Source organism: Leisingera sp. ABD4_442 (genome assembly GCF_056160905.1).
Genome location: NZ_JBSWYB010000007.1, coordinates 130288 through 152088, shown reverse-complemented (window position 1 = coordinate 152088; position 21801 = coordinate 130288). Strand labels below are relative to the sequence as shown.

At 64.3% G+C, this 21801-nt stretch carries 19 protein-coding genes; 9 read left to right on the top strand and 10 right to left on the bottom strand.

Features of this window, described 5'->3' with window-relative positions:
* Positions 1 to 50: 50 nt before the first annotated feature.
* A complete protein-coding gene (locus ACXAHG_RS08455) occupies positions 51 to 584 on the top strand; it encodes a GNAT family N-acetyltransferase (protein WP_475056806.1) in 534 nt (177 codons plus the stop codon).
* 27 nt (positions 585 to 611) lie between these two features.
* Here the strand turns inward: ACXAHG_RS08455 and ACXAHG_RS08450 are convergent, their stop codons facing one another.
* The 3 genes from ACXAHG_RS08450 to ACXAHG_RS08440 form a co-directional block, all read right to left on the bottom strand.
* Entirely contained in the window at positions 612 to 998 is a 387-nt protein-coding gene (locus ACXAHG_RS08450) for a type II toxin-antitoxin system death-on-curing family toxin (RefSeq protein ID WP_475056805.1), read from the bottom strand.
* Positions 995 to 1219, bottom strand: coding sequence for an AbrB/MazE/SpoVT family DNA-binding domain-containing protein (locus ACXAHG_RS08445; protein ID WP_024092785.1), 225 nt, complete (start codon positions 1217 to 1219; stop codon positions 995 to 997). Before ACXAHG_RS08445 ends, ACXAHG_RS08450 begins: the two co-directional genes overlap by 4 nt.
* Positions 1220 to 1292: 73 nt before the next feature.
* Positions 1293 to 2180, bottom strand: a complete 888-nt coding sequence (locus ACXAHG_RS08440; RefSeq protein ID WP_475038997.1) for a LysR substrate-binding domain-containing protein — start codon at positions 2178 to 2180, stop codon at positions 1293 to 1295.
* A gap of 222 nt (positions 2181 to 2402) precedes the next feature.
* Between ACXAHG_RS08440 and ACXAHG_RS08435 the strand changes: the two genes are divergently transcribed.
* The 7 genes from ACXAHG_RS08435 to ACXAHG_RS08405 are packed head-to-tail and all read left to right on the top strand — an operon-like array spanning position 2403 to position 11204.
* On the top strand, positions 2403 to 3755 hold the full coding sequence (locus tag ACXAHG_RS08435; RefSeq protein ID WP_475056804.1) for an MmgE/PrpD family protein: 1353 nt from the start codon (positions 2403 to 2405) through the stop codon (positions 3753 to 3755).
* A 46-nt stretch (positions 3756 to 3801) separates the two neighbouring features.
* Complete coding sequence (locus ACXAHG_RS08430; protein ID WP_475056802.1) at positions 3802 to 5043, top strand: FAD-dependent oxidoreductase; 1242 nt, start codon at positions 3802 to 3804, stop codon at positions 5041 to 5043.
* 1 nt (position 5044) lies between these two features.
* On the top strand, positions 5045 to 5311 hold the full coding sequence (locus ACXAHG_RS08425) for a sarcosine oxidase subunit delta (RefSeq protein ID WP_475039003.1): 267 nt from the start codon (positions 5045 to 5047) through the stop codon (positions 5309 to 5311).
* The gene (locus tag ACXAHG_RS08420) at positions 5308 to 8148 is read left to right on the top strand and encodes a 2Fe-2S iron-sulfur cluster-binding protein (RefSeq protein ID WP_475056801.1); all 2841 of its coding nucleotides are present in this window, start codon (positions 5308 to 5310) and stop codon (positions 8146 to 8148) included. The genes ACXAHG_RS08425 and ACXAHG_RS08420 overlap by 4 nt, the downstream gene beginning before the upstream one ends.
* Positions 8149 to 8150: 2 nt before the next feature.
* Complete coding sequence (locus ACXAHG_RS08415; protein WP_475039007.1) at positions 8151 to 8696, top strand: hypothetical protein; 546 nt, start codon at positions 8151 to 8153, stop codon at positions 8694 to 8696.
* Positions 8696 to 9661 carry a D-2-hydroxyacid dehydrogenase gene (locus ACXAHG_RS08410; RefSeq protein WP_475039009.1) on the top strand — a complete coding sequence of 322 codons (966 nt, stop codon included), beginning with the start codon at positions 8696 to 8698 and terminating at the stop codon, positions 9659 to 9661. The genes ACXAHG_RS08415 and ACXAHG_RS08410 overlap by 1 nt, the downstream gene beginning before the upstream one ends.
* 4 nt (positions 9662 to 9665) lie before the next feature.
* Positions 9666 to 11204 carry a trimethylamine methyltransferase family protein gene (locus tag ACXAHG_RS08405; RefSeq protein ID WP_475039010.1) on the top strand — a complete coding sequence of 513 codons (1539 nt, stop codon included), beginning with the start codon at positions 9666 to 9668 and terminating at the stop codon, positions 11202 to 11204.
* Between the two features lie 106 nt (positions 11205 to 11310).
* Here the strand turns inward: ACXAHG_RS08405 and ACXAHG_RS08400 are convergent, their stop codons facing one another.
* The 5 genes from ACXAHG_RS08400 to ACXAHG_RS08380 form a co-directional block, all read right to left on the bottom strand.
* A complete protein-coding gene (locus ACXAHG_RS08400) occupies positions 11311 to 12063 on the bottom strand; it encodes a maleate cis-trans isomerase family protein (protein ID WP_475056799.1) in 753 nt (250 codons plus the stop codon).
* Positions 12060 to 13127 carry a pyridoxal phosphate-dependent aminotransferase gene (locus tag ACXAHG_RS08395; protein WP_475056798.1) on the bottom strand — a complete coding sequence of 356 codons (1068 nt, stop codon included), beginning with the start codon at positions 13125 to 13127 and terminating at the stop codon, positions 12060 to 12062. Before ACXAHG_RS08395 ends, ACXAHG_RS08400 begins: the two co-directional genes overlap by 4 nt.
* Entirely contained in the window at positions 13124 to 14800 is a 1677-nt protein-coding gene (locus ACXAHG_RS08390; RefSeq protein WP_475056796.1) for a hydantoinase B/oxoprolinase family protein, read from the bottom strand. Before ACXAHG_RS08390 ends, ACXAHG_RS08395 begins: the two co-directional genes overlap by 4 nt.
* On the bottom strand, positions 14800 to 16899 hold the full coding sequence (locus ACXAHG_RS08385; RefSeq protein WP_475056794.1) for a hydantoinase/oxoprolinase family protein: 2100 nt from the start codon (positions 16897 to 16899) through the stop codon (positions 14800 to 14802). The genes ACXAHG_RS08390 and ACXAHG_RS08385 overlap by 1 nt, the downstream gene beginning before the upstream one ends.
* Before the next feature lie 271 nt (positions 16900 to 17170).
* A complete protein-coding gene (locus tag ACXAHG_RS08380; protein WP_475056792.1) occupies positions 17171 to 18592 on the bottom strand; it encodes an aldehyde dehydrogenase family protein in 1422 nt (473 codons plus the stop codon).
* Between the two features lie 394 nt (positions 18593 to 18986).
* Between ACXAHG_RS08380 and ACXAHG_RS08375 the strand changes: the two genes are divergently transcribed.
* The gene (locus ACXAHG_RS08375; protein WP_475056791.1) at positions 18987 to 20393 is read left to right on the top strand and encodes an efflux transporter outer membrane subunit; all 1407 of its coding nucleotides are present in this window, start codon (positions 18987 to 18989) and stop codon (positions 20391 to 20393) included.
* A gap of 82 nt (positions 20394 to 20475) precedes the next feature.
* On the opposite strand, the gene nqrM is transcribed toward ACXAHG_RS08375, so the two are convergent.
* Both nqrM and ACXAHG_RS08365 read right to left on the bottom strand, forming a co-directional pair.
* Complete coding sequence (gene nqrM, locus ACXAHG_RS08370) at positions 20476 to 20718, bottom strand: (Na+)-NQR maturation NqrM (protein WP_475056789.1); 243 nt, start codon at positions 20716 to 20718, stop codon at positions 20476 to 20478.
* Positions 20719 to 20753: 35 nt separating this feature from the next.
* Positions 20754 to 21800, bottom strand: a complete 1047-nt coding sequence (locus tag ACXAHG_RS08365) for an FAD:protein FMN transferase (protein ID WP_475056787.1) — start codon at positions 21798 to 21800, stop codon at positions 20754 to 20756.
* Between the last annotated feature and the right edge of the window lies 1 nt (position 21801).

Below are 21801 nucleotides of genomic sequence, written 5' to 3'. Positions count from 1 at the left end.
CTTTGGCCCGTCGGTAAGGCTGACTATATTAACAGCCAGGGGAGCACAGCATGACCGAAAAGATCGAAATCATCCACTGCGATACACTGCCGTCAGAGCAGGAGTTGAACGGCATTTTAACCCAGTACTACGATCTCATCGTCCAGAGGATGGGCAGCATGGGGTTCACCATCGACCCGGCTGCCCCGCAAAGCGCGCTGGCGGAGTTCTGGGCCAACGCCGGCGATTACCTGCCCCCGAACGGCTGCCTGCTGCTGGCGCGGGATGAAACAGGGCAAATCATTGGATGCGGCATGCTGAAACGGCTGGACCCGGAAACCGGAGAGCTGAAACGGGTCTTTGTTGTCGAGGCCGCGCGCGGCACCGGGACCGGGCGGCGACTGATCGAAGCGCGCGAGGATGCGGCACGTGCCATGGGCCTCAAACGGCTGGTGGCCGACACGCTGACACCTAATGTCGAAATGCGCAGCCTCTATCCCAAACTGGGCTTTACAGAACTTAAGACACCGCTGGAGACAACCACCTATCTCGACCAGCCAATGCTGCGCCCGCATCTGCATTTCTTTGTGAAAAACATCGGGTAGCACAGCACGTGTCCCGGCACGCGGGCATCAGAGCGGCTGCATTCCCTTGCTCAGCCATTCGGCAAATGCAGCCTCATCCACATCGCCGGTGGCCAGATCCTCCATCATCCGCACCCCCTCAACAGGGTCAGGACGGAACTGAAAACCGTTCAGGCGCAGAAAGGTGACGGCGGTCACAAAAGCCGTGCGTTTGTTGCCATCCACAAAAGCATGCGCCTTGGCGATGCCAAAGGCATAGGCCGCCGCAACCTCCGCCACACCCGCGTCAGAATAGGCCGCCAGGTTCATTGCCCGGGCACAGCCCATCTCCAAGAGCGCCTTGTCACGCATCCCCGCCGCGCCGCCGTGGCGGGCAATCTGGCGGTCATGTATGACAGTAACAGCTGCCAGCGGCACCCATGTGTAACGGCTCACGCCAGCGCCTGCAGCAGATCCCGGTTCTCATCCATCACAATTTCGGCCGCGGCCAGCGCCTCAGCCACCGAGGGGTCATGCGCCATCACCCTCAGGCTGCCGTCATCGCCGCGCACCACAAACAGCGTGTCGCCTTCCTTGGCGTCCAGCATCGTCAGCATCTCTGTCGTCAGCGTGATAACGGCAGAATTTCCAACTTTCCTGATCTTGGTCTCAATCATGGGCAGGCCTCGCGTATATATCTTCGTATATACGCTGGAAGCCGCGGAATTTCAATGCCCGCCTCGTTCTGCGTCAGAGTTCCATATCCGCCGCCGCTTTCAGCAGCCAGGCCTTGAAATGCTTGACCGAAGGCGTGGCGGCCTTGTCCTTGAAGGTGGCGAAATAGGTCCAGGGGCAGTCGAGGTCGAAATCAAACGGCTCCACCAGCCGCCCGTCCGCCACATGCGCCCGCACCAACGATTTCGGCAGCACCACGCAGCCAAGCGATTGCACTGCAAACTCCAGCCCCATGTTGGAGGAGTTGGTCTGCAGTCCGCCCTTATGCTCAATCCCCGTAAGCCCGTAATGCTTGGCGATTTTCTCCCAATAGATCGGGCGGCCCAGGATGTGGATCAGCTTGGCATCGGCCAGCTGCTCGGGCCGGGTCACCGGCTCGCCGCCAACCCGGTAGTCCGGCGAGCACACCAGCGCCAGCTTCTCGTCCCACAGCTTCACCGCCGGGCCCATCACATCATCCACGTGGTTGATGGTGATCGAAATGTCCGAGACATTGGTCTCCACATCCACCCAGATGGTGCTGTGGATGGTCAGATCGATATCCGGGTGGGTCTTGGTGAAGTCTTCAACCACATTGATCAGCCATTTCTCCGCCAGGCTGACCGGGCAGGAGATCACCACCTCCCGCTTGTGGCTTTGCGAGATCAGCAGCTGCGTAGCTGAATCAATCTCCTGCAGCGCATGGCGCACGGACGGCAGATAGGCTTCCCCCACATCGGTCAGCGACAGCGACCGCGGGTGGCGCACAAACAGCGGTCGGCCGATGAACTCCTCCAGGCTGCGCACATGGTTGGAGACCGCCGACTGGGTGCAATTCAGCTCATCCGCCGCCGAGGTAAAGCTCAGATACCGCGCGGCGGCCTCAAACGAACGGAGAAAGGTCAGATGGGGGAGATTCTTCATCATGGGTCCGGCAGCGGTTTCGGGGGCCATGTTCCCATGCTTTGGATTGGCCCGCAATTCCCAATGGTTAGCGGCCCGCAATTGTCAGAAAACGACGTCTATCACCGCTTTCACGAAATAATCCAAGGCTATGACCCGCTTTAATTTGTGTGTCACTTGCGGCCTCTCCCCCTACCCTGACGCGTGAAAACTGCCCCTGAACGCCTCAGCGAGAGAGCCGCCATGACCGCCACCTTCGACCGCGCCGCCGATTTCACCTTTGACCTCGCCCCCGGCGACCTGCCGGAAACCACCCGCGAGGCGGCGGCGCTGATGTTCCTCGATACCATCGGCATCACCATCGGCGCAGGCCCCATGGAGGCCGGCCGCATCGCCCGCGAAACCGCAGTGGCGCTTTACGGCTGCGGCGAGGAAGGCCTGGCTGCGCGGATGATGTTCGACGGCCGCAAGGTCAGCGTCGCCGGCGCCGCCTATGCCTCGGCCACTGCCACCGACAACCTGGACGGCCACGACGGCTATTACCCGACCAAGGGCCACATCGGCGTGGTGGTGATCCCGGCGATTGCGGCATTGGCGGAAACCGTGCCGGATTTTTCCGGCCCCGAGGCGCTGGCCATCACCACGCTGGGGTATGAGCTGGCAGGCCGCGCCGCGCTGTCGCTGCACAACACCGTCAGCGACTACCACACTTCCGGCGCCTGGAACGCGCTGGGGGTCGCCGCCATGGCCGCCCGGATGCGCGGCCTTTCCCGTGATCAGCTGCGTCAGGCGCTGGGAATCGCCGAATACCACGGCCCCCGCAGCCAGATGATGCGCGAGATCGCCAACCCCTCGATGCTGCATGACGGCTCCGGCTGGGGCGCGATGGTGGGCATGTCCTCGGCAATCCTGGCCGAAAAGGGCTTCACCGGCGCCCCCGCCATCACCCTCGAGGAAGACCGGGTGGCGGAATACTGGGAGGACCTGGGCAGCTTCTGGCAGATGGAGCACCAGTATGTGAAGCCCTACCCGATCTGCCGCTGGGCCCATGCCCCGATCGACGCGGTGCGCCAGGTGATGCTCGACAACAACCTGGCCCACGAGCAGATCGCCAAGATCCACATCAACACCTTCCACGAAAGCGCCTGCCTCTACCCGGGCATCCCAACCACCACCAGCCAGGCGCAGTACTCGCTGCCCTTCGCGGTTGCGACCCAGGCCGCTTATGGCCGCATCGGGGTTGAGCACATCTCGGGCGAAGGCCTGAACGATCCGCTGGTCGCCTCGATCCACGAGCGTATCTCGGTGTCCGAGGCCGCCCGCCACTCGGTCCGTTTCCCGATGTGCCGGGTTGCCGATGTGGTGGTCACCCTGACCGACGGCCGGGTGATCGAAAGCGGCGACGTCCATGCCCGCGGCGGCCCCGAGGCGCCGCTCAGCCGCGATCAGGTGGTCCAGAAATTCATGGAGTTCGCTTCGCCGTCCTTGGGTGAATCGCGCGCCGGCGAAATCCGCGACGCGGTGCTGGGTTTCACCAGCGAAGGCAGCAAGTTCTCTGATCTCGGCCGCCTGATCTACGACGCGCCTGCCAACTGATAACAACAGCGCCCGGGCAACGGGCGCGGCATTTGAAGGACCGGCTATGCCCCTCCGGCTATTGAAATACGGGTTGTCCAAGGACTACCCGGTCACCGGCGATATTCCGGCGACCCCCGATCTTAAACCCTCATATGACGTGGTCATCGTCGGCGGCGGCGGCCATGGCCTCGCCTGCGCCCACTACCTGTCGAAATACCACGGCATCACCAATGTGGCGGTGCTGGAAAAGGGCTATCTGGCCGGCGGCAACACCGCCCGCAACACCACCACCATCCGCTCCAACTACATCACCAAGGAGGGCATCGCCTTCTACAAGGAAGGCGTGCAGCTTTACGAGGAGATGAGCGGGGAGCTGGACTTCAACGTGATGTTCAGCCAGCGCGGCCAGCTGACTCTGGCGCATACCGAGGCGACCCTGCGCTCCTTCCATCTGCGCGCCGAGATGGGCAAACACGCAGGGACGAACATCGAGGTGGTCGACGCCCAAACCGTCAAGGAACTGTCGCCGCATCTGAACATGGACGAAGGCGGCCCGCTGGAGATCATCGGCGGCCTCTGGCACTCCGACGGCGGCACCGCCCGCCATGATGCGGTGGCCTGGGGCTATGCCGCACAAGCGTCGCGCCGGGGTGTCGAGATCCACCAGCGCACCGAGGTTGAAGGCTTCGACATTGAGGCTGGAAACATCACCAAAGTCCGCACCAACCGCGGCACCATCAGCGCAGGGCAAGTAATGATCGCCGTCGGCGGTATGAACTACGACATGGCGCTGAAGGCCGGTGTCGAGCTGCCGATCCGCTGCTTCCCCTTGCAGGCGATGGTCACCCAGCCGCTGAAACCCTGGCTGCACACGCTGGTCAGCTCCGTCTCCTTGCACACCTATCTGGTGCAGTCTTCACGCGGCGAGATCGTGATCGGCGGCGGCTCAGACCCTTATCAGCTTTATTCCACCCGCTCGACGCTCGACATGAAGGAGCACCTGGCCGAGGGCGCCACCCATCTGTTCCCCTTCCTGCACGGGGTGCGGCTGCTGCGTCAGTGGGCGGGCATCACTGACATGACCCCGGACTATTCGCCGATCATGGGCGCCAGCCCCCTGAAGAACCTCTGGCTCGACTGCGGCTGGGGCACCTGGGGGTTCAAGGCCACGCCGGTGGCCGGCAAATACATGGCCCAGACCATCGCCAATCAGAAGGTCGCGCCGATCCTCGAACCCTTCACCATGGAGCGCTTTGCCACATTCGATCTGCTCAACGAAATGGGCGCCACGGCTGCGAGTCACTGATATGAAGATCCTGACCTGCCCGATGAACGGGCCCCGCAACATCAACGAATTCCAAAGCTTCGGTCCGCTGAAGGCCAACCCGGATCCGGAGACAACGTCGGATCAGGACTGGGCCCGCCACCTGTTCCGCGCCGACAACACACGTGGTGTGATCGTCGAATGGTGGCGCCATGTGCCGTCCAACTACTTCTTCCTGGCCGAACGCAACGCCACCACAAACGAGGTGATCCGCACTTTCGACCCGGCTGAGCTGGAGGCCACCCAATGACCCGCCTTCCCGCTCCCTATGGCTCCCGGATCAACCGCGCGAAACCGGTACGGTTCTCCTTTGAAAACAAACCTTTCGAAGGTTTCGAAGGCGATGTGATCGCCTCCGCCCTGGCGGCAGGCGGCCAATGGATGCTGTCGCGGTCCTTCAAGTACCACCGCCCGCGCGGGCTGATGTCGATGGCAGGCGCCGAGGCCGACACGCTGGTGCAGCTGCCATCTGATCCCAACGCCCAGGCCGACCTGACCCCGGTCACCAAGGGACTGCGGGTGACTGCCCAGAACGTGAACGGTTCACTGGCGAACGACCGCGACGCCTTCATGGACAAGCTCGGCCGCTTCATGCCGGTCGGCTTCTACTACCGCACCTTCATGGGGCCTTCCCGCTCCAGCTGGCTGAAACTGTGGGAGCCGCTGATCCGCAAGAAGGCGGGCCTCGGCGTCATCGACCTGAACGCGCCGCATCAGGACTACGAGAAGGCCAACCTCTACTGCGACGTGCTGGTGGTGGGCGGCGGCCATGCCGGCCTGACCGCCGCGATCGAGGCTGCGCAGGGCGGCGCCGACGTGATCCTGGCCGAGATGGAGCCTGAACTCGGCGGCGCCCTGACCTACCGGCGCGGCAGCGATGCGCTGCTGCAGGACCTGCTGGATCAAGCCGGCAAGCTCCCCAACCTCCGCTTGATGGCCTCCACCACGGTGAACGGCTGGTTCGAGGACAACTGGCTGCCGCTGATCCAGGGGCGCAAACTTTTCAAGACCCGCGCGCAGGAGGTGATCCTGGCCACCGGCTGCATCGAGCAGCCCGCGATCTTCCGCAACAACGACCTGCCCGGCGTGATGCTTGGAAGCGCAGCCCAGAGGCTGATGCGGCATTACGCGGTCAAACCCGGCAGCCGCGCCGCAGTGATGGCCGCCAACCCCGACGGCTACCGCGTGGCGCTGGACCTGCTGGAGGCCGGCGTCAACGTCGCTCTCCTCGCCGACCCGCGCCCCGGCGGCAGCGGCGGCGACCTGGCCGGCGAACTCCGCGCCAAAGGCGTCCGCATTGTCCAAGGCCAGTTCGAGGAAGCCCGTGGCAAATCCCATGTCTCTGCGGTCAAAGTGGCCGGCGAATGGATACCCTGCGATCTTGCCGTGGTCTCGGCCGGCTACGCCCCGATGTGGCAGCTGCCCTGCCACGCCGGCGCCAAGCTCGGCTATGACGAGAACACCGCGCAATTCTCACTGACCCTGCCGGATGCGCCGATTGGTGCAGCGGGCGGCGTAACCGGCCTCTTCAGCGAAGACGCCGTCACTGCCAGCGCGCAGGCCGCTGCCCAAACCGCCCTCGCCCGCCTGGGCAAGGACAGCCGCGACATCGCCCCCATCCCGGACACAGAAGCGGCGCTCGCCAATTTCGAACTCCCCATCAGCGCCCACCCCAAGGGCAAGGACTTCATCGACCGCGACGAAGACTTGCAGGTCAAGGATCTGCAGAACGCGGTCAAGGAAGGCTACAGCGAGCTGGAACTGGTCAAGCGTTTCTCCACCGTCGGCATGGGCCCCTCGCAGGGCCGCCACTCGGCGCTGGCAACCGCCCGCACTGTGGCCAAGGCGACAAACCGCAAGGTGGCAGAGGTCGGTGTCACCACTGCCCGGCCTCCGTTTGCGCCGGAAACGCTGGGCGTGCTCTCCGGCCACCACCACCCGGCCGAACGCCGCTCGGCTCTGCATCAGGAACACATCCGCCTTGGCGCCGATATGCGGCCCGTCGGAGCATGGCGCCGCCCCTATTTCTATGGCCCGAAAGAAGACGCCAAACGGCTGATCGAGGAAGAAGTCCACGCAGTCCGCAACGGTGTTGGCGTACTGGATGTCTCAACCCTCGGCGGCTTGGAAGTGCGCGGCCCCGATGCAGGTGAATTCCTCAACCGCATCTACACCATGGCCTACAAGAAACAGCCCGTAGGCCGCTGCCGCTACTGCCTGATGACCAACGAGATGGGCACGGTGATCGACGACGGCGTTGCCTACCGGATGGCCGAGGATCTGTATTACGTCACCGCCACCACCGGCGCTGTGGCGCGGGTCTATTCCGACATGCTGTTCTGGAACGCCCAGTGGCGGCTGGATGTGGATGTGCTGAACGTGACTTCCGCCTTCAGCGGCCTCAACATCACCGGCCCCAAGGCCCGCGCCGTGGTCGAGGCGCTGGAAACAGATATCGACTTCTCGCGCGACGGTTTTGCCTATCTCGACGGGCGGACCGGCACCGTGGCCGGCGTCCCGGTCCGCGCCATGCGGATCGGTTTCACCGGCGAGCTGAGCTATGAGCTGCACTGCCCCTCATCTTACGCCAAAACCCTGTGGGATGCCGTGATGCAGGCAGGTGAGGCGCACGGGCTGCGCCCCTACGGGCTGGAGGCCAGCCGCATCCTGCGTTTGGAAAAGGGCCATATCCTGATCGGCCAGGACACCGACGCGCTGACCTCACCGGATGAACTGGGCTTTGGCTGGGCGGTCTCCAAGACCAAACCGTTCTTTACCGGCAAACGCGCCATCGAGATGCGCCGCAACAAGGGGCTGCCGCGCAAGCTGGTCGGCCTCACCTTCGACGGCCCGGACATCCCGGGCGAAAGCTGCCTGGTGCTGAAGGACAACATACCCGTCGGCCACGTCACCTCGGTCCTCTGGTCGCCGACCCTCAAGACCCATATCGCGCTGGCCTACGTCCACGGTGATGACGCCGCCGAGGGCACGCCGATCACGGTGAAATGCCGCAATGGCACCCGGGTGACAACACCGGTGCGCGGCCATGCCTTCTTTGACCCCGGCAACAAACGGCAGGAGCTTTGACCATGCGCCTCTATCCGCTGGACCCGCAAGGCGCTGCCGAGGGCACCCCCCTGATCACCGGCCCCGTCAGCTTGCGCGACGACAGCCGCACGCCCCGTTTTGGCCTCAAGGGCCGCGGCAGCGTCAGCTTCCTGCAGGCGCAGGGCTTTGAGGTGCCCGGGGTGAACCGCATATCAGGCGGCGTACTGCGCCTGGGCCGCGAGGAGGCGGTGGTTCTGAACCACCCAGAGGACCTGCGCGCCCGCTGGGATGCCGCCGAAGCGCCAAAGGGCTATTATTCCTGGCGTGAGGAAACCTGGGCGATGATGCATCTGTCCGGCCCGCGCCTGTTCGACCTAATGGCCAAGATCTGCCCGGTAAACCTTGCCGAAGGCGCCTTTGCCCAAGGTGAGATCGCCCAGACCCGCGTCGGCTATGTCGAGGCGATCACTTGGCGCGACGACCGGGGCGGCCCCGGCTTCTCGGTTTTGTTCGACATCGCCGCTACCGCCTTCTTTGCCAATACTGTGGCCACCGCAGCGGGCGAGTTTGAAAGGGAGACCGCATAATGAAATCCCCTGTTGTCATCCTGCACACTGACAATCCCGCCCCGGCGCGTGCGGTGCTGGCCAAGGGCCACCCGGACCTGCAGATCCACACCTGCGACAGCTACGAGGGCCTGCCCGCCATGGTCGCCGAGACCAGTGCCGAGGTGGTCTATTCCGTGCGTTTCAACGGCACCCCCGCCTTCCCGCGCAAGGCTCTGCTCAACGCGGAAACCGTGAAATGGGTCTCGGTCGGCGGCTCCGGCACCGACCACATGAACCCCTGGGACCCGGCGGCGCTCACTGTCACCAACTCGGCCGGCGTCGCCGCCGATATGATGGCGCAATATGCGCTGGGGGCGATGTTCCATTTCACCCTCGGCCTGCCCGCCTTCCGCACCGCGCAAACCCGGCGTGAATGGCTCTCGGCGCAGGTCGAACCCATCGACGGCAAAACCGTGCTGATCATCGGCCTCGGCAAGACCGGCGAGGCCATGGCGGCACGCTCCAAGGCCCTGGGCCTCAGCACCATCGGCGTCCGCGCCCGGCCCAAGGACACCCCCAACGTGGATGAGGTCCACGGTATGGACGCCCTGCCCGGCCTCTGGATCCGCGCTGACTTCATCGTCACCTGCGTGCCGCTCCTGGACAGCACCCGCGGCATCGTCGGTGCGGAGGCCTTCGCCGCAATGAAAAACACCGCAGTAATCATCGACGTCTCCCGCGGCGGCGTGATCGACGAGGACGCCCTGCTGGCAGCCCTCGGCGCAAACCGCATCCGCGGTGCGGCGCTGGATGTCTTCACCGTCGAGCCGCTGCCCGCGGAACACCCCCTCTGGGCCTATGAAAACGTCATCATCACGCCGCATTGCTCCTCGGTCTACCAGGGCTGGGACCTGAAATCGGTGGAGATGTTCTCACAAAACCTGATGCGCTACCGCAAGGGCGAAGCGCTGAGCAATATCGTCAATCCTGAAAGGGGATACTGAACCCATGGCACGTGAACGGCGCAGCGGCGGACGCCGCGGAAAATCCACCCGTTCCGGCGGCAGCATCGAACAGCTGCCTTGGACCCAGGTGAAAAACACCTACCCGGCGTATGAGCTGCTGAACCCCGACCAGATGGACCAGCTGCACGCCACCTCAATGCGGATCCTGTCAGAGGCCGGCATAAGGGTGATGGGCGACAATGTCATGGACATCTTCGAAGGTGCGGGCGCCATCGTCGACCGGGACACCAAGACCATCCGCATGGATGAAAGCCTCGTGATGGAAGCGCTGAAGACGGTGCCGCGCACCTTCACCCTGACCGCGCGCAACCGGGCCAAGCAGATCACCATGGGCGGCAACAACGTGAACTTCGGCCTGGTGGCAGGCCCGCCCAACGTGCACGACTGCATCAATGGCCGCCGCCAGGGCAACCTCACCGACTATCAGAACTTCATCAAGCTGGCGCATCACTTCAACGCCATCCACCTGATCGGCAACCAGGTGACCGCACCGCTGGAGCTGCCCGCCAACAACCGCCATCTGGACACCTATCTGGCGAACCTGACCTATTCGGACCTGTCCTTCCACTGCACCGCCATCGGCCGCGGCCGGGCAATTGACGGCATCAACATGATGGCCATCACCCGCGGCCAGACGCCGGAGGAGATGAACGGCGATCCGGGCGTGATCACCATCATCTCGGTCAACTCGCCGCGGCTGTTCGATGATGCGATGGGTGACGGGCTGATAGCCATGGCCGAGCACGGCCAGCCGGTCTCGGTCACGCCGTTCACCCTGATGGGGGCGATGACCCCGGTGACCTTGCCCGCCGCCCTGGCGCAACAGAATGCCGAGGCGCTGTTTGGCGTGGTGCTGACCCAGCTGGTCAACCCCGGCACGCCGGTGATGTACGGCTCGTTTACCTCCAACGTCGACATGCGCTCCGGCGCGCCGGCCTTCGGCACGCCCGAGAACGCCAAGGCCAACATCGCCGGCGGCCAGCTGGCGCGGCGTTACGGCATCCCTTACCGGACCTCCAACGCCAATGCCTCTAACGCGGTCGACTTGCAGGCGGCTTATGAGACCATGATGGCGAGCTGGGGCGCGGTACTGGGCGGCGCCAATATCGTGTACCACGCGGCCGGCTGGCTGGAGGGCGGGCTGACCGCGTCATATGAGAAATTCATCATGGATGTGGAGATCATCCAGAACATGATCGAGTTTCTGAAGCCGATGAAGTTCGACGAGGATGAGCTGGGCTTTGACGCGATCCAATCGGTGCCCACCGGCGGCCATTTCTTTGGCGCCGAACACACGATGGCGCGGTACGAAACAGCGTTTTACCGGCCGATGCTGTCGGATTGGCAGAACTACGAGAACTGGGAAGCGGCAGGCGCCAAGGATGCGCTGCAGCGGGCCACCGGCCTCTGGCAGCAAGCGCTGCAGGATTACGAGGAACCGGCCATGGACCCAGGCGTAAAGGAAGAGCTAGAGGCCTATGTGGCCAAGCGCAAAGAAGAAATCGGCTCGGACGAACCTTGAGCGGGCAGGAGCGAGGGGCCAGCCCCTCGCGCTCCCCGGGGTATTTCAGACCAGAAAGAAGCAGAACCCGGCGCCCATTCAGGTGCCGGGTTTCTCATTGGAGGATTTACAGAAGATCGAACAGCCGGCCCGGCACATTGCCTTGCCGGGGCAACCCAAGCGCCCGCATAACGGCAAACATCATCGCCTGATTGGAGGTGACCACCGGCTTGCCAAGCGCCGCCTCGATCCGGTCAACCGCCTCGACCGAGCGCATGTCGGTGCAGCTGAGCACAATGGCCTGCGCCTCCGGGTTGTCTGCCTGGCAAGCCAGGTCAAAGACCTCATCCGGAGTCAGCTCGCCCTGGCCATAGTTGCCCAGCTCGCGGCCCACATCGGCGCATTTCACCGTGGCAATCTGGTTCTGGGCCAGGAAGTCCATCGCCTGTTCGTTGATCTCCCCCAGATAAGGCGAGGAAAAGCCCACCTTGGTTGCGCCCAGGGCCTTGACCGCGGCAACCAGCGCGCCGGCAGCAGTGAAAGTGAGCGCGCCGGAGCCCGCCTTGATGTCCCGTGCCAGCTGCTCGTCGAACCCCGGCCCATGGGTCAGCGTCGCGGAGGTGCAGCCGTAAAGCACCACGTCGGGGCGCACGCCGGAGATCATCCTGAGGTCATGGCTTATGTCGGACGCCCCCAGCCCCGCCATCTGGTCGGAGCCGGGGATCTCGTCCACATCATAGCCGCCCATACGCTGGAAATGCACCGTGGTATCGGGTGCCCGCATCAGCATCATGTCCGGTTCCAGGTTGGTGTTGGTGAAAGGCACCAGCACGCCGATCTTGGCGCGGGTGCGGGTCTCGTAGTTGAACCCCCGGGTCATTTCAGCACTCCTTTCAGCACCGCCAGGGCGCGGTCCATGATCTCCTGGCTGCAGATGGTGGCGCGCAGGCAGTCATGCAGGCCATAGCCGCCCATGCCGCGCATCAGCAGTTTTTCCGCCCGCAGCGCGGTGTCAGCCGCTTGCGCCTGCTCCACCGAGGCAAAACGCATCAGCACAAAGTTGGTATGGCTCTGCGGCACCTCCAGCCCCAGCGCCCGGCAGCCTTCGGCAAAGCCACCGCGGATGGCGGCGGTTTTCGCCACCACGTCCTGCATATGCGCCTGATCGCGCATCGCCGCCGCCGCCATGGCCTGCGACGATATCGAGATATTGTTGGGATTCAATAGCTTACGCACTTCGCCGGCAATCTGAGGCGGGAAATAGCCCCAGCCGGCCCGCGCGCCCGCCAGCCCATAGGCCTTGGAGAGCGTGCGCATCACCACGGTATCGCCGCGTTCCACCAGAGCAAAGATTTCGCCCGGATCGTTTTGCGCATCGGCGAACTCGGCATAGGCCTGATCCACCACCAGCAGCACATCCCCAGGCAGCCCCTGACGCAAGCGCAGGATTTCGGCGTTGGGGATCAGCGTCCCCGTCGGGTTGCCCGGGTTGCAGACAAAGACAATGCGGGTCTCAGGCGTCACCGCCGCCAGGACATCATCCACCGACACCGTCAGATCCCGCTCCCGCGCCTTGACGTAATCCGCCTGCACCTGGGCCGAGGCCGAGGACACAAAGGCATAGCCATAGTCCGTCCCCAGAACCCGGTCACCCGGACCGGCAAAAGCACGGATCAGGCAGCCGATCAGCTCCATCGAGCCGGCGCCGCACAGCACCTTGGCCGGGTCCAGCCCGTGCACCTCCGCCACCGCTGCCCGCAGATCCGGCCACTCCGGGTCGGGGTAGAGCGGCATCTGCTCCAGCACCATCTTGCCCGCCGCAATCGCCGCCGGGCTGGCGGCAAAGGCGCTTTCGTTCTGGGCGAGGGAAATGACCCCCTCGCCGCCGAGATCCGCCAGCGCATAAGGCGCCATGGCGGCAACATGGGGAACCGCGCGGATCATTTGACACCTCCATAGGCGCTTGCGCCCTCTTGCGTCACCAGCCCGCGTTTCAGGTCCAGCGCCAGGGCGTCCGGGTCGCGTTCCGATGGATCGCCAAAGCCGCCACCACCGGGGGTTTCAAAGATCAGGTAGTCACCTGCCTCCACCCGCAATTCGCCCTTGCCGGGGATGTCCTGTTCGCCGTCCCGGAAGCGGATGCGGCCCGGCGCGCCGGGCTGCCCCCCCATGCGGCCAAGCGCCGGGAACTTCAGACGCTCCACCGACAGGAACACGATGAAGGGCGCATCGTTGGAGGCCGTCATCTCGATCCGCTGGCCAAGGCCGCCACGGTATTTTCCAGCCCCGCCGCTATCGGGCCGCAGCTCGCGCCGCCACATGACAACTGGGGCCACCGCTTCGGTGATTTCCACCTGCGAGCCATAGACGCCAGACGGATAGGCCGTCGCCGACAACCCGTCCGCATGCGGCCGCGCACCGGTGCCGCCGTTGTGGACCGGCTCGATGGCAAACTCCCGGCCGCCGTCGCGGGCCACCTCCGGCGCGTGGCGCATCGGCAGGTCGAACATGCAGGACGCCCCTTCCGCGGGAACCTGATCCGGCAGCGCCTGATGCAGGCACCCGAGCACCAGATCCGGCGTCACCTGACCCAGCGTGTGGCGCATCGCCACCGGCACCGGGCGCTGCGCGTTCAGGATGCAACCCTTGGGGCCATCCACGGTGAACAGCTCCAAGCTGCCGGCATTGTTGGGAATATCCGGCCCCACGATGCAGCGCAGTGCAAACACTGTGTAAGCAGTGGCATAGTTCAAAGGCACATTGATACCCTTCCTGGAACAGCCCGACGTACCGGTGAAATCCACATGCATGCCGTCCTTGGTGACGGTCAGCGTGGCGTGCAGCTCCAGCTCATTCTCATAACCGTCCATCTTGAGGACGTTCTTGTAGACACCTTCGGGCACCTCGGCGATGGCTTCCAGCGTGCCGCGGCGGGAGGTGTCGATGATGTAGGATCCCAGCGCGTCCAGATCGTCGATGCGGAACTCCTCCATCATGTCCACCAGACGAGTCACGCCCGCCTCGCAGCAGGCAATCAGCGCATAGATGTCGCCCTCATTGGCAATCGGCTCGCGGCTGTTGGCGCGGATGATATCCATCAGAAGCGCATTGGGCTCGCCTTCTTCGACCAGCTTGCAGGGCGGAATCAAGAGCCCCTCGTCATAGATGTCAGAGCCTTCCGGCCCCATGCCAAGGCCGCCCAGATCCACCAGATGCGATGTGCAGGAGGTAAAGCCCACCACCTTGCCGTCCTTGAATGCCGGCATCATCAAGAGGAAGTCGTTCAGATGCCCCGAAGCCAGCCAGGGATCGTTGGTCATATAGATGTCCCCGGGCTTCATGGTCTGCACCGGGAAGCGTTCGCGCAGGTGCATCACGGCTTCGGCCATGGTGTTGATATGGCCGGGCGTGCCGGTCACCGCCTGGGCCAGCATCCGCCCCTGCACGTCAAAGATACCGGCGGAAATGTCGCCGCATTCGCGCACGATGGGGCTGAAGGCGGCGCGGATCAGGGTCTGCCCCTGCTCCTCGACCACCGCCAGCAGGCGGTTCCACATGACTTGCAGGCGGGCCGGCGAAAGGGCCGGCGAATGGGTCTGTGAAAGATCGGCAGCCATCATGCGTCTCCTTTTTGGTCTTGGATCAGGACAAGGTTCCCAATTGCATCCACATGGGCAGAGAAGTCCGCCGACACCAGCGTCGTGGTTTGCGGCTCAGTGATCAGCGCCGGTCCGCAGACACGGTCGCCGGGGTTCAAACTGTCGCGCGGCACAAAAGCTGCCTGTTTGGCGGTGCCGTCCACGTCGCAGGTGATCGGACGGTGCGCAGCAGGCACGATGGTCTTCAGCTCCGGCGTCTCCGGCACTGCCGTGACCGCGGCATCCGGCGTTGCCACCCGCACCGCCCAGTTCAGGATCTCGATCTTCATCCCCGGCACCGGGCGCGAGAACTGCTTGGCATACTCCGTTTCAAACGCCGCAGTCAGCGGCCCCAGATCCTCAGCCGTCAGATCGCGGTCCGGCAGGGTGATCTCAATCTCATGCCCCTGCCCGTTATAGCGCATGAAGGCGGTGCGCTGGACCTCTGTCGCAGCATCACCCGCGCCCTGCGCCACCACCGATTTCGCCTCGTCGATCATCTGGGCGAACAGGCTGTTGATTTGCCCCATATCCATGGTTTCCAGCAGGGAATAGCGCGAGCGCACAATTTCAAAGCTGACCGGAGCAAACAGGAAGCCCACGGCCGAACCCACACCCGGGTTCGGCGGGATCACGATGCGGGACACCCCGGCGGAGCGCGCCACCCGGCTGGCATGCAGCGGGCCGTTGCCGCCAAAGGCGATCATCGTGCGCGGGCCAAGGTCCTTGCCCGATTCCACTGCGTGCATCCGCCCGGCGCTGGCCATGCTCTCATCCACGATGCGGCTGACACCATCCGCCGCGCCAACACCATCCAGATCCAGCCGCGTGCCGATCACCCGGCTCAGCGCTTCCTTGGAGGCCTCCGGATCAATCTTGATATGCCCCTCGGCAAAGGTATCCGGCACGATATAACCCAGCGTGATGTCGCTGTCGGTCACCGTCGGCTCGGTGCCGCCGCGCCCGAACGCCACCGGCCCAGGCTCGGACCCTGCCGACTTCGGCCCCACGGTCAGACGCCCCAGCCGGTCCACCCCGGCGATGGAACCGCCGCCGGCACCGATCTCAATCATCTCGATCACCGGTATGCGCACCGGCATACCAGAGCCCTTTATGAACCGCGCCGCGCGGGCGATTTCGAACTGGCGCGAGGTCTGCGGGCGGGCATTGTCGATCAGGCACAGCTTGGCGGTGGTGCCGCCAACGTCAAAGGACAGCACCTCGTCCAGCCCGGCCCGCACCGCGATACGCGCAGCAAGGATGGCACCGCCGGCAGGGCCCGACTCCACCAGCCGGATCGGAAACCGCGCCGCGGTCTGAATGGTGCACATGCCGCCGCCCGCTGTCATCATCAGGATCGGGCAGGTCACGCCTTCCGCCGCAAACCGCTCGGCAAACCGCGCCAGGTACGTCTCCATCAGCGGCTGGATATAGGCGTTCGCCACCGTGGTGCACAGCCGGTCAAACTCCCGCGCCTCGGGGCTGACTTCCGAGGAGATCGACACCGTCAGGCCCGGACGCCGCGCCGCCAAGGTATCGCGCAGCCAGCGCTCATGATCCGGGTTGGCATAAGAATGCATCAGGCAGATTGCCACCGCATCGGCGCCACAGGCATCCAGCTCCGCAATCAGCGCCTCAACCGCGCTGTCCTCCATGCCGATCAGTACCTCGCCTTCCGCCGACATGCGTTCGCGGATGGTCAGCGAGCGCTCGCGCGGCACCAGGAGGTCGGGCTTTTCCAGATTGATGTCATACTGCGAATAGCGCCGCTCGTAGGCGATTTCCAGAATGTCCCGGAACCCCTCGGTCGTCACCGTCGCCACCGTCGCTCCGCGCCGCTCGATCAGCGCGTTGGTGGCCAGCGTGGTGCCATGGATAAATCCCGTCACCTCACCCAAGCTGCGCCCCGATTGCGCCATCACCCGCGCCGCGCCTTCCATCGCGCCGTCTGCCGGGTTCTGATGCGTGGTCAGGGTCTTGGTCGAGGCCAGAATTCTGTCTTCCCCGGCCACCAGCACGGTGTCGGTAAAGGTGCCGCCAATATCAATGGCAAGGCGCAGCGCTGTTGATGCTGTCATCTATCATTCCAAAGTCTGTCATTGAGGATCTGCCAAAGGCCCGCAAACGGGCGGCAGTCTCAGACAGTGACCAGGTTGCACCCTGTGGCGCGGCGGTCCATGCGTTTGGGAATGAATGCGTGTTTCATGCCCGCATCCTGCGGCGGCGCCGGCGGGGCAGCTTTGCGGATAGCGACATGAAAACTGCCTGATAACGGCATCAATGCGGCGCCCTGCGACTCCGCCAAGGCCCCCGGCCAGGCAGCACACCCGGCCGAAAACCTTTGTTTTCCTATCCGAAATGCAGGGTTTTCACTTCCTGGTAATCCTCCAGCCCCAGCATGCCGCCCTCGCGCCCGTTGCCGGACTGCTTGTATCCGCCAAAGGGCGAGCCATAGTTGAAGCCGCCGCCATTGATATGCACCGCACCGGCGCGCAGGCGGGCGGCCACCCGCTCGGCCCGCTCCGGATCGCCGGTCTGCAGATAGGCCGCCAGGCCATAAGGCGTGTCATTGGCGATGCGGATGGCGTCTTCCTCATCCTCAAACGGGATGATCACCAGGACCGGGCCAAAAATCTCCTGCTGGGCAATCGCCATATCGTTGGTCACGTCAGCAAAGACTGTCGGGCGCACATACCAGCCCTTGTCCAGCCCCTCGGGCCGGCCCAGCCCGCCGGCCAGAACCCTGGCGCCTTCGTCGATCCCTTTCTGGATCATGGTCTGCACCCGGTCGAACTGAATGCGGTCGAACATCGGGCCGATGTGATCGCCTTCCTGGCCCGGGTCGCCCACCGCCTGGCCCTCCGCCGCGGCTCTGGCAATCTCCAGCACCCGGTCATAGCAGCTGCGCTCCACCAGCATCCGGGTCGGCGCGTCGCAGCTCTGGCCGGTGTTATACATGCACTCCAGCACCGAGGCGGTGACCTTCTCCTCCAGATCGGCATCGGCAAACACCAGGTTCGGGGATTTGCCGCCCAGCTCCAGCGTCACCCGCTTCACGGTGTCGGCAGCGTCCTTGGACACCGCGATCCCCGCCCGTGTCGACCCGGTAAAGGACATCATGTCCACATCAGGATGCCGCGACAGCCCCGCACCCACCGTCGGGCCGTCGCCATGGATCAGGTTGAACACACCCGCCGGATAGCCCGCGTCATGGATCATCTGCGCGTAAACGGCGGCAGACATCGGCGTGTGCTCCGAGGGCTTCAGCACGCAAGTCGAACCGGTGGCCAGCGCCGGCAGCACCTTCAGCGCAATCTGGTTCACCGGCCAGTTCCAAGGGGTGATCAGCCCGCAAACCCCGATCGGCTCGCGTACCAGGATGTCGCCATTGGGCAGCGTCTCGCGCAATTCCTGCGCCTTCAGCGCCTCCAGAATCCCCTCCAGATGGCCAATACCCGAATCGGCCTGGGCGTCGCGCGCCATGGAAATCGGCGCGCCCATCTCGGCGCTCATCGCCTGCGCCAGCTCTTCGCGCCGCGCATTGCTGATCTCCAGCAGCTTTTCCAGCAGCGCAATCCGTTCCTCCCGCGAGGTCTGCGAGAAGCTCTCGAACGCGGCCTTGGCCGCTGCCACCGCATTGTTCACATCCGTTTCGTCACCAAGAATAATGGTGCCCGTCTGTGCTTCAGTTGCCGGGTTCAGAACCGGGAATTCGCGGCTGGAGTGAGGCGTCACCCAGGCGCCGCCGATATAGAATTTCTGCAGATCCATCAGGGGCTTCTCTCTGTTTGGCTGGTGATTTCGTTGCTCGTTTCGCAGTGACCTTCAAGGACGTTTCCCCGGCCCCCTGCTCCGGCTTCGGTGCTGGAAACAGTGGACCGCGGCAATCCCCCGGTCAAGCGTGGTGCATGGCGCCGCCGGCCTCCTCATGTCCTTGCCCGGCGCCCGTTCTGACGCCGCAGCATGACCGTCTTGCAACCGCCAAGATGCGTCAAAAGCGGCAGGTTGCAGGCAAATTGCGAAACCGCCAGCCTGTGGGTTGCGCGCATCAGTGCCAGGCGAAGGCCGCAAATACGTCAGGAATAGGGTCGCCCGGCTGCCCGCAGTCGTCTACGCTCCTCCCAAAGCCCGGCACGCAGAATAACCGGGCGCCGAGAGGCAAGACATGAGCAGATCTAATTGGACAGCCCGTTCCGTGCTGCTGGCCGGGACATTCCTGTGCAGCTGCACCGTTGTCGGTGTGGACTATCACCGCCCTGATTTCGCGGTGCCGCCCGCCTATTACCAGTCCCGCAACTATGCAACGGTGCAGGGCGCAACAGAGGCCTGGTGGCAGGGGCTGAATGACGCCACCCTGAACCGGCTTGTCGACGCCGGGCTGGCCCAGAACCTCAGCCTCAAGGCAGCCCGCGAACGGCTGAGGGCAGCCGAGGCGCTGCGCCGCGGCAGCGGCCGCCCGCAGCAGGTCAGCGGTGATCTGGAAGGCAGTTCAATCTTCTCGCGCCGCGAATCGCAGAACGGCTCCACCAGCACCGACACCGCCGAAATCGGCGCCACCTATGTGTTCGACCTGTTCGGCGAGTTCCAGCGCCGCTCGGAACGCGCCGTCGCCGACCGGGACGCGCAGTTCTATCAGCTCGCCACCAGCCGGCTCGCCGTCATCGACGCGATCACCCGCACCTATATTCAGGCCCGTTTCTTCCAGCGCGGTGCCGCTGTCACCCGCAACACCATACGCCTGCGGGAACAAATCCTGCGAACCGTGGAAGATCTGCAGGCGGCCCGGGCTGTTCTCGCGCTTGATGTTGAGCGCACCAAGCTGCAGGTCGCCAGCGCCAAGGCCGACCTGCCGGAATTCCTGGCCAGCTACGAAACCTCTGTTTTTGCATTGGCCACGCTGCTGGACCGCGACGCCTCCGAAGTCTTTTCGCTGATGCAGGGCAGCTACAGCCAGCCCTACCCCGCGACCCAGCCCGAACTCGGCGTGCCGGCGGCCCTGCTGCGCAACCGCCCGGATGTTCTGCTGGCCGAAGCGCAGATGCGCAGTGCAACAGCCGATATCGGGGTCACCGAAGCAGAGCTTTATCCCTCGCTGGAAATCACCGGAACCGTGCAGGCAACCCGCGGCGTGCCGGATCTGTACCAGATCGGCCCCTCCGTGAACCTTCCCTTGTTCAACCGCCCCGTCCTGCGCGCCTTCCATGAACAGGCAATCGCAGAAGCCAAGGCCACAGAATACGACTACCGCTCTGCCGTGCGCAGTGCGGTGGAAGAAGTTCAGTCCCAGCAAAGCGCCCTGCGTGCGGCACGCCAGCGTACCGCAGCCCAGGTCCGGGCTGTCAACCTGGGCACCAAGGTTGCGGATCTGGCCCGGGAAACCTTCAAGGCGAATGAAATTACCCTGTTCGATCTGCTGAACACCGAAGAGGCCCTGCGCAGCAATGAGCTGAACCTGATCTCCGCCCGCCGGGATCTGGCGCTGGCCTGGGCGAACCTGCAGATCTCGCTGGGCAAGGGCTGGGCGCCGGACCAGACCCCGGCAAGCGCTGCAGCCGCCGCCGCATCAGAATAGAGAGTTCCAGCAGCCGGAGGCCGGAAAAGGAAGCCGTTTTTCAAGCTGAAATCCGCGCCGGATTTCAGCCCGCGAACAGCGGTCAGGCCTGCGATTCGCGCTCCATCTGCTCGACCATCTTGCGGGCGCGCTTGCACTGCAGCTTGTCGCGCAGCGGGCTGTCGGGGTCGATGTCCTTGGAGCAGACCACGCATTTGTCGGCGCCTGAGATCGCATTCAGGCCGCCACAGCTGCCCTTGATCTTCTTGCCCATCAAAATGACCCCCAGCGACATGCCCAGGGTGACGATCAGCAAGAGGATGAAAGCCAGAAGAAAGGTACTCATGTTTAGTCCCTCGCGGTCCCGCTCAATACGCGGCGTCAGTTTGCGGTCAGCGCCTCAAAGGCACTGCTTGCCGCTGTCATATAGGCATCCGGCCCGGCTTGCACGTCCCGATCAATGAAAAACACGGCAAGTTTATGCTCCTCCGCAAGCTTCAGCCCTTCTTTGCGGCCCAAAACCAGCATTGCGGTGGCCCAGGCATCCGCCAGCATCGCGTTTTCCGCAATCACCGTGACTGAGGTGGTGGCATGGGTCACCGGCCGCCCCGCAACCGGGTCGAGGATGTGGGAATAACGCTTGCCCTCATGCTCGAAGTAATTGCGGTAATCGCCCGAGGTCGCCAGCCCGTGATTGCTCACCGGCACGATCAGCTGCACCGTCTGCGCCGCCGCATCCGGTTTTTCGATACCGATGCGCCAGGCCTCGCCTTTGGCGTTTTCACCCTTGGTCACCAGATCGCCGCCGATCTCCACCATGTAATGCTCGACTCCAAACCCCTGCAGCGCCTCCGCCACCGCATCCACGCCATAGCCCTTGGCGATGGCCGACAGGTTGATGCCGGTCTCCGGCGCGGATTTTTTCAGGGTGCCCGCCTCGGCATCCAGCACCAGCAGCCGCGCCTGCCCGACGCCTTCCAGCGCCTTGGCAATGGCGGCGTCAGAGGGCACCGGGTCCTCCGGCTTGCGCGGGCCAAAGCCCCACAGCTCAATCAGCGGGCCAAGGGTCACATCGAACTTGCCGCTGGTCTTGGCGTGCACATCCCCCGCCGCCGCCAGCACATGGGCAAATTCCGGCGACACCCGCACCGGCGCAGTGCTGCGTTCAGCCGAGAAGGTGGAAACCTCCGAGGCTGGATCCCAGTTCGACATCTTGGCATTGACCGCGGCCAAGGTGCCCTCCACGGCGGCCCCCAGCGCCTCCTGGTCCAGCTCCTCGCCGATGGCAATCACGCTGTAAGTGGTGCCCATGGTTTCACCGGTCAGCCGCACCTCTTCCGGCTCAGAACCAAACCAGCAGCCGGACACGGCCAGCACCGCGGGCAGGGTCAGGGCAATCAGGAACTTTCTGGGCATCAGGCTGGGCATT